This window comes from Microbacterium sp. zg.B48 (assembly GCF_024623505.1).
Taxonomy (GTDB): Bacteria; Actinomycetota; Actinomycetes; order Actinomycetales; family Microbacteriaceae; genus Microbacterium.
The window spans coordinates 248,957-263,207 of sequence record NZ_JANJFE010000002.1; the positions used below are offsets into that span (position 1 = coordinate 248,957).

The following is a 14,251-nucleotide window of genomic DNA, read 5'->3' on the forward strand; positions in this document are numbered from 1 at the left end:
CGCTAGTACGCGGGCGGAAGAGCGGCATAGGGTGGTGCCATGCATGCAGCGCCCAAGGTTTTCGGGATCATCCTCGCGGGCGGCGAGGGAAAGCGCCTGATGCCCCTCACCGCGGACCGCGCCAAGCCGGCCGTGCCCTTCGGCGGGCAGTATCGGCTCATCGATTTCGCGATATCGAACCTGATCAACTCCGGTCTGGGGCAGCTCGTCGTGCTCACCCAGTACAAGTCGCACAGCCTCGACCGGCACATCTCCCAGACCTGGCGGATGTCGCCGCTGCTGGATTCCTACGTCACCTCGGTGCCGGCCCAGCAGCGCCTGGGCAAGCGGTGGTTCTCCGGCTCGGCCGACGCCATCCTGCAGAGCCTGAACCTGATCAACGACGAGAGGCCCGACATCGTGGTCGTGATCGGCGCCGATCACGTCTACCGCATGGACTTCCGCCAGATGCTCGATTCGCACATCGCATCGGGTGCGCGGGCCACCGTCGCCGGCATCCGCCAACCCCTGTCGATGGCCGACCAGTTCGGTGTGATCGATGTCGAGCCGTCCGACCCGACGAAGATCCGGCAATTCCTGGAGAAGCCGCAGGACGCCACGGGACTGGCCGACGCGCCCAACGAGGTCCTCGCCTCGATGGGCAACTACATCTTCGACACCGACGCGCTGATCGAGGCAGTCGAGGCCGACGGCGAGGTGCCGACCTCCAATCACGACATGGGCGGCGACATCATCCCCTACTTCGTCGCGCGCGGCGAGTCGGGCGTGTACGACATGAAGCTGAACGACGTGCCCGGCTCCACCGATCGGGATCGGGACTACTGGCGTGACGTGGGGACCATCGAGTCGTTCTTCGACGCACACATGGATCTCATCTCGACGCTGCCGATCTTCAACCTGTACAACACGCAGTGGCCGATTCACTCGCAGACCGTCAACTCGCCGCCGGCGAAGTTCGTCCGCGACTCGGTGGGCCGCATCGGCAACGCGATCGACTCGATCGTCTCACTGGGCTCTGTGCTGTCCGGCACGCATCTGGAACGCAGTGTCGTGGGCCCGTGGACGCTCGCCGCCGGGGGCTCGACGATCACCGACTCCGTCCTGTTCGACCACGTCCGCGTGGGTCAGGGCGCCCGCATCCACCGCGCGATCCTGGACAAGAACGTGGTGCTGGCCGACGGTGCGACGGTGGGGGTGGACCGGGAGCGCGATGCCCATCGGGGCTTCACGATCACCGACACCGGCATCACCGTGGTCGGCAAGGGCATCCACGTCGACGCCTAGCCCGGTGGCGGGCGTCGGCATTCCGCGGCGCTAGCGTGGAGGGATGCCTGCGCCGAAGACCCGCTTCCTGCTCCTGCTCGACGCCGACTCGACGCTCATCCGCAACGAGGTGATCGAACTCCTCGCCGACGAGGCGGGCCGCGGCGCCGAGGTCGCCGCGGCCACCGAAGCGGCCATGCGCGGAGATGTCGACTTCGCCTCCAGCCTCCGCTCGCGCGTGCGCGCACTGGCCGGCGTTCCGGTCACCGCGTTCGCTCACGTGCGGGCGCGGATCCAGCCCACGCCGGGCGTGCGGGAGCTGATCGCCGCCGCGCACCAGCGCGGCGGCCGGGTCGGTGTGGTCTCCGGCGGCTTCCACGAGATCCTCGACACGGTCGCGCCCGCTCTCGGCGTGGACCTCTGGCGGGCCAATCGCCTGAGTGTGGTGGATGGCGGGCTGTCCGGATTCGTGGACGGCGAGATCGTGGATGCCGAGGCCAAGGCCGCCGCGCTGCGCGAGTGGGCGGCGGAAGCGGGCATCCCTTTGACACGGACGATCGCCATCGGCGACGGCGCCAACGACCTGCGCATGATGGCCGCGGCGGGACTCGGACTGGCCTTCAACGCCAAGCCGGCCGTCCGTGCGCAGGCGGATCTGGTCATCGAGCGCGTGGACCTGCGAGAAGTGATCCCCGTCCTGCCGTGACGCCCAGCACGATGTCGGCGGCGCTGGTTAGCATCCCTGCATGCACATCATCCTGGTTCCCGGTCTGTGGCTCGATGCATCCTCGTGGGACGAGGTGACTCCCGCGCTCGAGCAGGCCGGCCATAGGGTGCACCCGCTGACCATGCCCGGCGTCGGAGAACCCGCAGAGCAGTCGTCCGAGATCGGCATCGCGGACTGGATCTCGGCCGTCGTGGACGAGATCGACCGCGCACCCGGCAAGGTGATGCTGGTCGGGCACAGCGGCGGCGGCAACGTCGTGTACGGCGCCGCCGATGCCCGCCCGGAGAAGGTGGCGCGGATCGTCTACGTGGACACCTTCCCGCCCGGGGAGGGAAGCTCCATCTGGGATTTCCCGGTGGTGGCGGGAGTGGTGCCGTTCCCGGGCTGGGACACCTTCGAGCAGGCCGAGGTGGCCGACCTGGACGCACGCGTGCGCGCGTCGCTCGCTGAGCGGATGCTGTCGGTCCCCGCGCGGGTCCCCAGCGACCCCCTGTCGCTGCGCGACGAACGCCGTCGGCGAGTGCCGACGACCATGCTGACCGGCGCGATGACGGAGGAGGAGATCCGCGGCTACATGGCAGCGGGACCCGCGTGGGCCGCCGAGCTGACCGCGCTGGACGAACTGGAGATCATGGAACTGGGTTCGGGGCACTGGCCGCAGTTCTCGATGCCGGACCGTCTGGCTGCGGCCATTCTCACCGCGGTGCCGGACGCGGGGGCCTGAGCTCTCGCCCTCAGTGGCCCATGCCCAGTCCGCCGTCGACCGGGATGACCGCGCCGGAGATGTACGCCGCGTCGTCGGAGGCGATCCAGGTCACCACCCCGGCGACCTCGTCAGGGGTGGCGAACCGACCGGCGGGGATGCTGCGCTTGTACTCGGCCTGGGTCTCATCGGGCAGCGATGCCGTCATGTCGGTCTCGATGAAGCCCGGTGCCACGACATTGGCGGTGATCCCGCGGCTGCCCAGTTCCCTGGTCAGGGAGCGGGCGAAGCCGACCAGCGCGCTCTTGGAGGCGGCGTAGTTGATCTGGCCCGCCGACCCGTACAGCCCCACCACGCTGGAGATGAGGATGACGCGTCCCCACTTGGCGCGCAGCATCCCCTTGGACGCCCGCTTGACGACACGGAAGGCTCCGCCCAGGTTCGTGGCGATGACGCTGTCGAAGTCCTCCTCGGTCATGCGCAGCAGGAGGGTGTCCTTGGTGATCCCCGCGTTCGCGACGACGATCTCCACCGGCCCGAGCTGCGCCTCGATCTGGGTGAACGCGGCGTCGACGGCGGCGGCATCGGTCACGTCCGCACGGACCGTGAGGGTGCCCATCGGACCGTCACCGGAGCGCGCCGTGACAGCGACCCGATAGCCCTCCGCGACGAAGCGCTCGGCGATGGCGCGGCCGATGCCGCGATTGCCTCCTGTGACAAGAACGACGCGATCGGACATGCAAGCTCTCCCGGGGGCTGGACGCGATGGACTCGGCCAGCCTAACCGTGCCCTGATCGACCGCCGCGCCTCCCATCCCGGCGTATTCTTGGAGGACCGTGAAGAGTTCGTCGAGGCCCCAATCTGCGACGTCGCTGCCGCGCGCACCGCGCGACGACGAGTCTCGGCGTTCGTCCCGGTATCTGGTGCTGATGGGCATCCGCATCGCCTGCTTCATCCTGATGGTCGTGATCACGCCGTACGGCTGGTACACGTGGGTCCTCGGCGGCGCGGCGATCGTGCTGCCCTACATCGCGGTGGTGCTCGCCAACGTCGGCGCGAACGTGCGCCGCACCGGGGCGGAGAACCCGGAACGTGCGCTGCCGGCCACCCCATCGGTTCCCTTCGTCCCCGGCCAGGATGCACCCGTCCTGCGCATCGAGGAGACCCGCGCGGTGGAGCGCCCCCGGGACAGCTCGGACGGCCAGGCGTGAGCGGCCCGCCGGAGCCGCGCGCCGACGTGCCCGCCTCGGACTGCTCACGCGCCGGATGCCGCGCCGCCGCCCGCTGGCGGGTGGAATGGCGCAACCCGAAGATCCATGCGATCGATCGTCGAAAGGTGTGGGTGGCGTGCGACGAGCACCGCGACTATCTGCGGGACTACCTGGCCGCGCGCGAGTTCCCGGTCCAGGTCCGACCGCTGGACCCGGCGGGCGCGGGAGGTCCGCGGTGAGCCGGGCAAGCGCGCCCGCCGCGGTCAGGTGGACCGCATACGTCGCCGTCGCGATCGTCTTCGCGCTGGCGTGCGCCTTCCTGGCGAACTGGCAGTTCACACGCAACGCCGACCGTGCGCAGCAGCTGGCGCTGGTCGAGCAGAACTACGACGACGCCCCGGTGCCCCTCGCCGAGATCATCCCGCCGGGTGGGGAGCTGCAGGCGCCGGACGAATGGCGACCGGTGCTGCTGGAGGGCCGGTACGCCGTCGAGGATCAGCTGCTGGTCCGCAACCGGCCGCACGGCGGCACCGCCGCGTTCGAGGTGCTGGTGCCGTTCCGTCTGACCGACGGACGGGTGCTCCTCGTGAACCGCGGCTGGGTACGCCCCGGCGAGACCCAGCCACTCCCCGATGAGATTCCGGCGGCGCCCGAGGGCGAGGTCACGGTCATCGTCCGAATGCGGCCCGCCGAGCAGCTGCCCACGTCCGGACGCTCCGCCCCGGAGGGGCAGCTGCCCACCATCCATCCCCCCGCCGCGGCCGAGATCATCGACCCCGCGGTCGGCGGGGACCTCGAGCTGAGCGCCTACGGAGTGCTCGAGTCGGAGGATCCGGCACCGGCGACGCGGCCCACCCCGCTGGAAGTACCCTCCGAGGACCCCGGACCGCATCTGTCATACGCGATCCAGTGGATCCTGTTCGCCGTGATGGGCTTCGTGTTCATCGGCTACATCATCCGCACCGAGCGGCACTACCGGCGTGAGGATGCCGAGGAGCGCCGACCTCGCGATCGGGACATGCAGGACGAGGATTCGATCCTGGACGCGGCAGAGATCACGCCAGTGAGATGAGCTCCTGGTAGTCCCTGTTCCACAGATCCTCGACGCCGTCCGGCAGGATCAGGACCCGCTCCGGGTTGAGTGCCTCAACCGCGCCCTCGTCGTGCGAGACGAGGACCACGGCGCCCTCGTAGTGCGCGAGCGCTCCCAGGATCTCTTCGCGTGAAGCGGGATCGAGGTTGTTGGTCGGCTCATCCAGCAGCAGCATGTTGGCGCTGGAGACGACCAGGGTCGCCAGCGACAGCCGGGTCTTCTCGCCGCCGGAGAGCACGCCGGCGGGCTTGAGCACGTCATCGCCGGTGAACAGGAAGGAACCGAGCACCTTGCGCGCCTCGGTCGCCGAGATGTCCGGAGCGGCCGACATCATGTTCTCCAGGACGGAGCGGGACACGTCCAGATTCTCGTGCTCCTGCGCGTAATAGCCGATCTTCAGCCCGTGGCCGGGCTCGAGCTGTCCGGTGTCCGGTTTGTCGACGCCGGCGAGGATGCGCAGCAGCGTGGTCTTTCCCGCGCCGTTCAAACCCAGCACGACCACCTTCGAACCGCGGTCGATCGCGAGGTCGACGTCGGTGAAGATCTCCAGGGATCCGTACGATTTCGACAGCCCGGATGCCATCAGCGGCGTCTTCCCGCAGGCCGCAGGCTTGGGGAAGCGGAGCTTGGCGACACGCTCGACCTGGCGCACCTCGTCCAGGCCGGAGAGCATCTTCTCCGCGCGCGCGACCATCTGGTGAGCGGCGGCGGCCTTCGATGCCTTCGCGCCGAACCGCGCCGCCTGCAACTGCAGCTGCGTCGCCTTCTTCTCGACGTTGACGCGCTCCTTCTTGCGACGTTCCTCGTCGGCGACGCGCTGGCGCAGGTAGTTCTTCCAGTTCATGTTGTAGACGTCGATGACCTGGCGGTTGGCGTCCAGGTAGAACACCCGGTTCACCGTCTCGCCGACGAGCTCCACGTCGTGACTGATCACGATCAGCCCGCCCTTGTAGTTCTTCAGGAAATCGCGCAGCCACACGACGCTGTCGGCGTCCAGGTGGTTCGTCGGCTCGTCCAGGATCATCGAGTCCGCGTCGGAGAACAGGATGCGGGCCAGCTCGATCCGGCGTCGCTGCCCGCCCGACAGCGTGCCCAGCGGCTGCTCCAGGATGCGGTCCGGAAGGGAGAGGTTGTGCGCGATGGATGCCGCTTCGGCCTCGGCCGTGTATCCACCCAGCGCCTCGAACCTCTCGGTGAGGCTGCTGTAGCGCTTCATCGCCTTGGCGGACACGTCCGCGTCCTCATCCCCCATCAGAAGCGACGCTTCGTGCATGCCCAGGGCGATCGTGCCGAGCCCGCGCGCATCGAGGATGCGGGTCCGGGCGAGCATCTCCGGGTCACCGGTGCGGGGATCCTGCGACAGGTACCCCAGCTCACCGGAGCGGTCCACGCGTCCGGCCGCGGGCAGCAGATCGCCGGCCAGCACCTTGGTGAGGGTCGTCTTGCCTGCGCCGTTGCGGCCGACAAGGCCGACCTTGTCGCCGTTGCTGACGCGGAAGGAGACGCCCGCCATCAGCACGCGGGCTCCCACGCGGATTTCGAGGTCGTGCACGGCGAGCACAGCAGACGTCCGTTTCTTTTCGAAGAGGAGAGGGCGGCCGAACGGCCAGCCTCCTATCCTACCGGCTGCTCGGGACTCCCCCGGCGAGAACTCCGATCCGGTGTGCAGGGATCGCACTCGCCGGCACCTCGCGACGCCTGTTCGCGCTGACCTCCGGGCTGCATCGTGGGTTCGTCGCTGCCGCCGGAAGCGTCAGCTGAAGGCAAGCCCCGGCCGATCGGCCGGGGCTTGCCTGTTCTCGAGCCGATCAGCCCTTCGCGGTGGTCGTGGCGGCGGCGAGCTGCTCGACCATCTGGGGAAGAATCCACGGCAGGGTCAGCGCGGTCGGCGAGATCGCCGCGACGTTCTCCTCGCCGACGATCGCCCCGACCGCACCGGCCGCGACGGCCGGGATCAGTGTGGTGCGCGCCGAGGTGAGGAACGTGTTCAGCGCGTCCTCGCTGTCCACCTGCGTGAAGATCACGTCGGCGTCGATCTGGTCCAGGTTCTCTGCGCTCACCGTCGTGTAGAACGTCGACTCCCCCTCGTCCAGGGCGGTCACGGACTCGGCGGTGACGAAGCCGAGGTCTTCGAGGATCTCCACCCGCGGGTCCGCGGGGAGGTAGAGGTAGAACGTGTCGACATCGTCGGAGGCGTACGCGATGGTCGTCCCGTCGAATTCCGGGTGCTCGGCCGCGGCATCCGCGACCTGCTCGTCCAGGTCGGCCAGCAGCTGATCGGCCTCGGCCTGCAGCCCCAGCGCTGTCCCGGTGTCCGCGATCACATCGCGCCACGGGGTGGACCACAGTGCGTCCTCGGGGGCGACGACCGGAACACCGGCTCCGGTGACCGCGTCGTACTCCTCCTGCGTCAGTCCTGAGTACGAGGCGATCAGGACATCGGGGTCGGTCGCCAGCAGCTCCTCGACCGACAGCTCGTAGGTCGCGTTGTCGAGGATGACGGGCTCCTCGCCGCCGAGGTCCGCGATGGCCTCTTCCACCCACGGCGTGATGCGGTTCTCGCCTCCGCCGTAGTCCATCGACGCGATCGCCACCGGAACGATGCCCAGTGCGAGCACGGCGTCGGTCGCGCCCCAGCCCCAGGTGGCAACGCGTTCCGGGGCGGATTCGATGACCGTCTCTCCGTAGATGTGCTCGAACGTGACCGGGAAGCCGGCCGACGAGCCGGCACCGCTGGATTCGGTCGACGCCGGTTCGGCGGTGCCGGTGGTGCCGGCGCAGCCGGTGAGGAGGAGGCCTCCGGCAACCGTGAGCGTGACGAGCGCGCGCAGGCGGGTGTGGGATCGGGACATGCGGGATCTTCCTTTCGGTCGCGTCACGCCTGGTCCGCGGGGGCGTGAGCGCCGCCGGGGACCGGGATGACGAGGGGGGTTGAGGTGAGCGGGTCGGGGATGACGAGGGCGTCCAGGTCGAAGGCCCGCGCGACGACCTCGCGAGTGAGGACATCGGCGGGAGCGCCGTGCGCCACGACGCGTCCGTCGGACATGACGGCGAGGTCATCGGCGTAGCGCGCCGCGAGATTCAGCTCGTGCAGCACGACGACGATCGTCGTGCCATCGGTGCGGTTGAGGGTGCGCAGCAGATCGAGGACCTCGATCTGGTGGCTGAGGTCCAGGAATGTGGTGGGCTCGTCCAGCAGGAGGATCCGCGGCTCCTGCGCGAGGGCCATGGCGATCCACACGCGCTGACGTTGACCGCCGGACAAGTCGCCGACGGGCCGCTCGGCCAGCGCGGTCACGCCGGTCTTGGCCATGGCGTCGTCCACGCGCGCGGTGTCGGCAGCGCTCCATCGCTGGAACACCCCGCGGTGCGGATGCCGACCGCGCGAGACGAGCTCGGCGACGGTGAGCCCGTCGGGTGCGGTGGGATGCTGGGGCAGGAGGCCGACGCTGCGGGCGAAGCTACGGCGGGGCAGCGTCGTGATGTCGGTGCCGTCCAGCTCGACGCGGCCCGCGAGGGGCGCATTGACCCGGGCCAGCACGCTCAGCAGCGTCGACTTCCCGCATGCGTTGGCGCCGATGATCATGGTCATCCGTCCGGGGGCGAAGTCGAGGTCGAGGCCCTCGATCACCCGGCGGCCCGGATAGCCGGCGGCCAGGCCGCGTACGCTCAGGCGAGGTGGATCTGCGGGAGTCACAGCTGTCGTCCTTTCGACGTGGCCAGGAGCCAGAGCAGGAACACCGCGCCGATGGCGCCGGTCACGACGCCCACCGGCACCGACATCCCCGGCAGAGCGAACTGCGCCACGAGGTCGGCCGCGCCGAGCAGTGCGGCGCCGACCGCGGCGCTCGTCCCGATCCCCACGGCGCCGTGACCCAGCAGAGGTCGCGCGATCGCCGGTGCGCACAAAGCGATGAACGCGATCGGGCCCACGAAGGCGCACGTCACCGAAGTGAGCAGGACGGCCGTCAGCACCGCGGCTGTGCGGACCGTGGCGGTGCGCACGCCGAGCGATGCGGCGGTCGCCGCGCCCATCTGCGTGAGCGGAAGCCAGCGGGCGCATGCGATGACGGCAGGGGTTGCCAGCAGCGCCACGACGAACACGGTGGCGACATTCCACCACGGCGTCGAGGAGAGGCTGCCGGTCAGCCAGATGAGCGCCGACTGGGCGAGCTCGACCTTGGCGCGGACCATCATGTAGTTCATCAGCGCGACGCACAGGAACGCGACGCCCACGCCGGCGAGGATGAGCCGGTAGCCGCCGTCGGCGCGCCGCTGTCCGGCCAGCAGGAGGAAGGCGGCCACGATCAGTCCGCCCCCGAACGCGGCGACCGCCAGCAGCGGGCCGCTGAGCCCCAGGATCAGGATGGCGAACACCGCCGCCGCACCGGCGCCACCGCTGATCCCGAGCAGATCGGGGCTTGCCAGCGGGTTTCGCAGCAGCGATTGAAGCAGCGCGCCGGCCGCTCCGAGCGATGCGCCGACCAGGAGCGCCATCGCCATCCGGGGGGCGCGCACCTGGAATACGACATAGGTCTGCACGCGATCTCCTCCGCCCCAGAGGGTGCGCCACAGATCGGCGGGGGCGAAGTCGTAGTCCCCCACGGAGAGCGATACGACGGTCACGATCAGCACCGCCAGGAGCGCGGCGGACACGACGAGGCCACGCCGGCGTCGCACGCGGGCGCGGATCTGAAGGACGGACGCGGTCACAGCGTCACGCTCCGGCGTCGCAGGACGAGTGAGATGAGGACGGGAGCGCCGACGAAGGCGACCACGAGTCCGGCCTGGATCTCGCCGGGCGGGGCGATCACGCGACCCAGGATGTCCGCGGCCAGCAGCACGATCGCGCCGGCGGGCGCGGCGACGGCCAGCAGCCATCGGTAGTCCCCGCCGACGATCGGCCGCAGCGCGTGTGGAACGAGCAGTCCCAGGAACACGATCGGGCCGGCGATCGATGTCGCCCCACCGCACAGCAGGACGGTGGCGACGATGCCGAGGAGGCGGGTGCGCGCGACGCTGTGTCCCAGTCCGGTCGCGGTCTCCTCTCCCAAGGCCATCAGGTCCAGTCCGCGCGCGGAGCTGAGCGCGATGATCGCTCCGATCGCGATGGGTGCGGCGACCACGGCGACGGTGTCCAGCCCGCGCACGGTCAGCCCGCCCACCTGCCAGTAGCGGAACACGTCGAAGGCCGTGATGGAGGTGGTGAGGATCAGGGTGCTGACCGCCGTCAGCCCAGCGGTCACGGCGGCGCCGGTGAGGGCGAGCTTGGCCGGACTGGACCCGTCCGGGCCACGTGTTCCGATGAGCGCGACCAGCACCGAGGCGACCGCCGCCCCCGCGAAGGCGAACCATACGAAGCCCGACGGGGCGGTGATCCCCCAGATCGTGATCGCCGCGAGCACCGCGATGGACGCGCCCGCGTTGATGCCGAGCAGGCCGGGGTCGGCGAGGGGATTTCGCGTCAGTCCCTGCATCAGCGTTCCGGCCAGCGCCAGTGCGGCTCCAGCCAGCACCCCGATGACCGTGCGAGGCACCCGCTGATCGAGGATGACGCTGTGGTCGGCGATCGACAGGTCGCGGTGCAGCAAGGCATCCACGACCACGGCGGGTGCGACGGCGCGTGCCCCGATCATGAGGCTTGCTGCCACCATGACCAGCAGGAGCACGATCGTGACGAGCAGCGCGATCCGCCCGCGACGCTCGCGGGCGCCGGTCACTCCTGTCGCTCGGATTGACCGAGCCGCCAGTACCCCATGAACGCGACACGTTTGCGGTCGACGCCGCAGCCCTGCACGAGGTGACGGCGCAGCGCCTTGACCATCGCCGCCTCCCCCGCGATCCACGCGTAGAACTCCCCCTCGGAGTCCTCCGGACTGTCCCACAGCAGGTCGCGGTCGACGTCGATGTCAGCCAGTTCCTGCCGTCGCGGCGCCGCCGCCTTGGCCAGCACGTCGCCCGCCGAGGCACTCCATGCGGTGACCGCCTCGGTGACCGCGTCCCCGTGTCCCCGGTCATCGCGCTCGAGCCACGTCACCCGGAATCCGGCGGGAACATCCAGCGACTGACGATCGGCCGCAGCGGGCACCTCGATGAACGCGTCCACGTCGTACGACTCGTCGAGGGACTCCAGGATGGAGCAGATCGCCGGCGCCGCCGTCTCGTCACCGGCGAGCATGATGCGGCGGGCGGTGCCGGGGTGCCAGTCCAGTCCGAGGCGGAACCCCTCGCTGCGCTGGTCGGGTCCCACGATCACGACCTGCTGGCCGCGGGCAGCCCGCTCGGCCCATGCGCCGGCGGGTCCGGCATCGTGATGCACCACGAAATCCACCGTCAGTTCGCGCAGACCGGGGTCGATGCGCCGCACCGTGTACGTACGCAATGGTCCGCGAGCGTCACCGGGCAGCTCCCGCCACATCGTGTACCAGTCGCCGGCGTCGATCACAGCCTCGTCGTGCTGGCCGATGTCGCTCAGAGTGCCGTCCGCCAGCGGCAGGATCAGCTTGACGCGCTGGTCCAGGCCCGCGGTGCCGAAGACGCCGAAGTCCGGACCGGTGAACACGACGCGGACGAAGTGCGGCGAAAGCCGGTGCACGTCAGCCACGGTCGCGGCATAGGGGCGGTACGAGGGGCGCGTGCCGACGGCAACGGATGAGCTCACTCAGTTAGGGTAGCCTTACCATTCCTCCAGTGGCAAATCCTTTCCCGTGTCCGTCACGCATTGCGCCCCGCGGGCACGCTCTCGTGGCCGTGTCCGAGCCGGAGACCCGGAACCAGCGCCAGCAGCGCCAGGACCGCGGCGATCGCGAAGACGGCCGGGAAGCCGGCGCCCGTGCCCGCGAGAGCGGTGAAGACCAGACCCATCACGGCGATCGTCACCGCGGAACCCACCGAGTCCGAGATGGACAGTGCGGAGGAGTTGAAGCCCTGGTTCTGCGGCGCGGAGTACGCGAGGGTCAACACCGTCAGCCTCGGGTACATGAGCCCCATGCCGCTGCCGGCCAGCGCCCAGCCGACGATGAGGACCGCCGGAGGCAGGTGCCCCCAGGCGACGGCAGCGGCCACCACGACCGACGTGAACAGCTGCGCGCACCCGATCACCGCGATCCGGGTGTTCCCGATGCGATCGCCGAACCGGCCTTGGACATCCGCCGCGGTCGCCCAGGCCAGGGCCGCCGCCGTGAGCCCGAGACCCGCCCACGTCGGCGAGAAGTCGTATTCGTCGATGAGCAGGTATGGCACGTAGATCTCCGCGCCGAACAGGGCACCGGCGATCAATCCGCGCATGAGGACCACACTGGGCAGTCCGCGGGCGGCGCGCAGCGCACCCCGCGGCAGCAGAGGTCGCGCCGCCGATGCGATGACGATGACGGATGCCGCCACCGCCGCCGCCGACCACGGCCCGAACCCGCCGGCCAGGCTCAGCGCCAGGGCGCCGGCCGCCACCGCCACCGCACACGCCAGGCGCAACCCGATCCGACCAGCCGCCGGCGCGTCCACGCCCAGCGCGATGCCGTGCAGCCGGAGTGCGACCATCGTGAAGGACAGGACGGTCAGCGCGGCGACCCCGAGGAACACCCACCGCCAGTGCAGATACTCCGTCACCGCTCCGGCCAGGAACGGCCCGATCAGCGACGGCACCACCCACGCCGCGGAGAAGGCCGCGAAGACGCAGCCGTGCAGCTGCGACGGGTACACGCGCGCCACCACCACATACAGCGCGACAGTCTGCCCCCCGGCTCCCAGACCCTGGATCAGACGGCCGACCACCAGGATCGGCATGGACGGGGCAAGACCGGCCACCACAAGCCCGAGGACGAACAGCGCCGTCGCCGCATACAGCGGTGCACGGGGACCGAACCTGTCGCTCCAGGCGCCCACCGCGACCATGCCGATGACGCTGGTGGCCAGGGTCCCGGCGAATGCGACGGCGTACAGCGCGTCGCCATCGAGGTCCGCGCTGACGACGGGCATCACGGTCGTCACGGCCAGAGCCTGCATCGCCGCGAGGAAGATCAGTGCCGAAGCGCCGAGGGTCACCCAGACGTAGCGCGTTCCCCAGATGCTCGACAGCGGCTCGACGGGATCTTTCACGGGGAGACCAGCGCCCCCATCCGTTCGACGGCCTCGCGCAGCACCTCCGGCGAACAGCCGAAGTTGATCCGGACATGGCCGGCGCCCTCCTCGCCGAACAGCGGGCCGAGGTGCAGTGCCACCTTCGCCTCCCGTCGGATCCGCACGGCGGGGTTGTCTCCCCAGTCGAACGAGCGCAGATCCACCCAGGCCAGGAATCCGGCGTCGGGGATCCGGTAGCGGGCGCCCGGAAGGTGCTCGGCGAGAAGCTCCGCCAGCAGCCGGCGGTTGGCATCCAGCGCGGCCAGCAGCCCGTCCAGCCATTCGTCGCTCTCTTCGCTGAACGCGGCGACGCCGGCGATGGCGCCGAACAGTCCCGTCCGCCACTCCACCTCATCCGGCAGGGACCGCACCACCGCCGCGGGCTCCTCCCCCGCAGTGACCATCAGGGCGCACTTCAGACCGGCGAGGTTGAACGCCTTGCTCGCGCTGACCACGGCGTATCCGACGCGCGCGGCGGTCGGCGAGGCATCCAGGAACGGCGTGAACACCGCCGGCGCGTACACGAGCGGGGCGTGGATCTCGTCGCTGACCACGCTCGCGCCGTATGCGGAGGCCAGCTCGGCCAGCGCGACGAGGCTCTCGCGGGAGTGCGCGGTGCCCGTCGGGTTGTGCGGGTTGCACAGCAGGACGGCGCGTGCGCCGGCGGCGAGGGATGCCTCGATCCCGACGAGGTCCAGCTCCCAGCCGGTGCCGGTGTCCACGAGCGGCACCCGCTCGACGACGGCACCCGCCTCGGGGACGCATTCGTAGAACGGGGGGTACACCGGCGGAGTCACGATCACCCGGTCACCGGGCTCGGTGACCTGCCGCAGGATCTCGACGATCCCCATCATGACGTCGCACGTGGTGCGCACCTGTGCGGGATCGACGCTCCAGCCGAACCGGCGCTGCGCGAACTGGGCATAGGCGGCGGCGATGCCCGGCTCCGGTGGGGTATATCCGGTGTCACCGAGATCGACGGCCTGCCGCAGCGCCCGCGTGATCGCCGGGGCGGGGGGGAAGTCCGTCTCCGCCACGAAGAGCGGAAGCACCTCGGGCGGATAGCTGCGCCACTTCGTGCTGGAACGGCGGCGCAGCTGGTCGAGGGGAAGGGCCTGGAGGGGGGGAGCGCTCACCC

At 70.2% G+C, this 14,251-nt stretch carries 15 protein-coding genes; 6 read left to right on the forward strand and 9 right to left on the reverse strand.

Translation table 11 applies throughout. The features are described 5' to 3' along the window. Window positions 1-39: 39 nt before the first annotated feature. Genes NQ152_RS01245 through NQ152_RS01255 form a run of 3 tightly spaced genes read left to right on the forward strand, consistent with a single transcriptional unit; the run spans window position 40 to window position 2,714 of the window. Window positions 40-1,284, forward strand: coding sequence for a glucose-1-phosphate adenylyltransferase (locus tag NQ152_RS01245; protein WP_257502522.1), 1,245 nt, complete (start codon window positions 40-42; stop codon window positions 1,282-1,284). A 43-nt stretch (window positions 1,285-1,327) separates the two neighbouring features. Continuing rightward, entirely contained in the window at window positions 1,328-1,969 is a 642-nt protein-coding gene (gene serB / locus NQ152_RS01250) for a phosphoserine phosphatase SerB (RefSeq protein WP_257522734.1), read from the forward strand. Between the two features lie 40 nt (window positions 1,970-2,009). Further along, complete coding sequence (locus tag NQ152_RS01255; protein WP_257522735.1) at window positions 2,010-2,714, forward strand: alpha/beta fold hydrolase; 705 nt, start codon at window positions 2,010-2,012, stop codon at window positions 2,712-2,714. A gap of 10 nt (window positions 2,715-2,724) precedes the next feature. Here the strand turns inward: NQ152_RS01255 and fabG are convergent, their stop codons facing one another. Beyond that, on the reverse strand, window positions 2,725-3,432 hold the full coding sequence (gene fabG / locus NQ152_RS01260; RefSeq protein ID WP_257502519.1) for a 3-oxoacyl-ACP reductase FabG: 708 nt from the start codon (window positions 3,430-3,432) through the stop codon (window positions 2,725-2,727). 185 nt (window positions 3,433-3,617) lie between these two features. Here fabG and NQ152_RS01265 point away from each other — a divergent pair, with 185 nt between their 5' ends. Genes NQ152_RS01265 through NQ152_RS01275 form a run of 3 tightly spaced genes read left to right on the forward strand, consistent with a single transcriptional unit; the run spans window position 3,618 to window position 4,977 of the window. Further along, window positions 3,618-3,905: a DUF3099 domain-containing protein gene (locus NQ152_RS01265; RefSeq protein WP_374113544.1), complete on the forward strand. Its 288-nt coding sequence runs from the start codon at window positions 3,618-3,620 to the stop codon at window positions 3,903-3,905. Further along, window positions 3,902-4,144: a hypothetical protein gene (locus NQ152_RS01270; protein ID WP_308209084.1), complete on the forward strand. Its 243-nt coding sequence runs from the start codon at window positions 3,902-3,904 to the stop codon at window positions 4,142-4,144. The genes NQ152_RS01265 and NQ152_RS01270 overlap by 4 nt, the downstream gene beginning before the upstream one ends. Continuing rightward, entirely contained in the window at window positions 4,141-4,977 is an 837-nt protein-coding gene (locus NQ152_RS01275) for an SURF1 family protein (protein ID WP_257522737.1), read from the forward strand. The genes NQ152_RS01270 and NQ152_RS01275 overlap by 4 nt, the downstream gene beginning before the upstream one ends. Here NQ152_RS01275 and abc-f read toward each other — a convergent pair. The 8 genes from abc-f to NQ152_RS01315 form a co-directional block, all read right to left on the reverse strand. Continuing rightward, window positions 4,961-6,559 carry a ribosomal protection-like ABC-F family protein gene (gene abc-f / locus NQ152_RS01280; RefSeq protein WP_257522738.1) on the reverse strand — a complete coding sequence of 533 codons (1,599 nt, stop codon included), beginning with the start codon at window positions 6,557-6,559 and terminating at the stop codon, window positions 4,961-4,963. The two genes, NQ152_RS01275 and abc-f, sit on opposite strands and share 17 nt — an antisense overlap. Before the next feature lie 247 nt (window positions 6,560-6,806). Beyond that, entirely contained in the window at window positions 6,807-7,850 is a 1,044-nt protein-coding gene (locus tag NQ152_RS01285) for an ABC transporter substrate-binding protein (protein WP_257522739.1), read from the reverse strand. 23 nt (window positions 7,851-7,873) lie between these two features. Further along, entirely contained in the window at window positions 7,874-8,695 is an 822-nt protein-coding gene (locus NQ152_RS01290; protein ID WP_257522740.1) for an ABC transporter ATP-binding protein, read from the reverse strand. Then, window positions 8,692-9,711 (reverse strand): iron ABC transporter permease, encoded by a 1,020-nt coding sequence (locus tag NQ152_RS01295; protein ID WP_257522741.1) that lies wholly within the window; start codon window positions 9,709-9,711, stop codon window positions 8,692-8,694. Before NQ152_RS01295 ends, NQ152_RS01290 begins: the two co-directional genes overlap by 4 nt. Further along, window positions 9,708-10,718, reverse strand: coding sequence for an iron ABC transporter permease (locus NQ152_RS01300; protein ID WP_257522742.1), 1,011 nt, complete (start codon window positions 10,716-10,718; stop codon window positions 9,708-9,710). The genes NQ152_RS01295 and NQ152_RS01300 overlap by 4 nt, the downstream gene beginning before the upstream one ends. Further along, window positions 10,715-11,659: a siderophore-interacting protein gene (locus NQ152_RS17200; RefSeq protein ID WP_257522743.1), complete on the reverse strand. Its 945-nt coding sequence runs from the start codon at window positions 11,657-11,659 to the stop codon at window positions 10,715-10,717. The genes NQ152_RS01300 and NQ152_RS17200 overlap by 4 nt, the downstream gene beginning before the upstream one ends. 53 nt (window positions 11,660-11,712) lie before the next feature. Then, window positions 11,713-13,092, reverse strand: a complete 1,380-nt coding sequence (locus NQ152_RS01310) for an MFS transporter (RefSeq protein ID WP_257522744.1) — start codon at window positions 13,090-13,092, stop codon at window positions 11,713-11,715. After that, window positions 13,089-14,249: a MalY/PatB family protein gene (locus NQ152_RS01315; protein WP_257522745.1), complete on the reverse strand. Its 1,161-nt coding sequence runs from the start codon at window positions 14,247-14,249 to the stop codon at window positions 13,089-13,091. The genes NQ152_RS01310 and NQ152_RS01315 overlap by 4 nt, the downstream gene beginning before the upstream one ends. Window positions 14,250-14,251 lie beyond the last annotated feature (2 nt).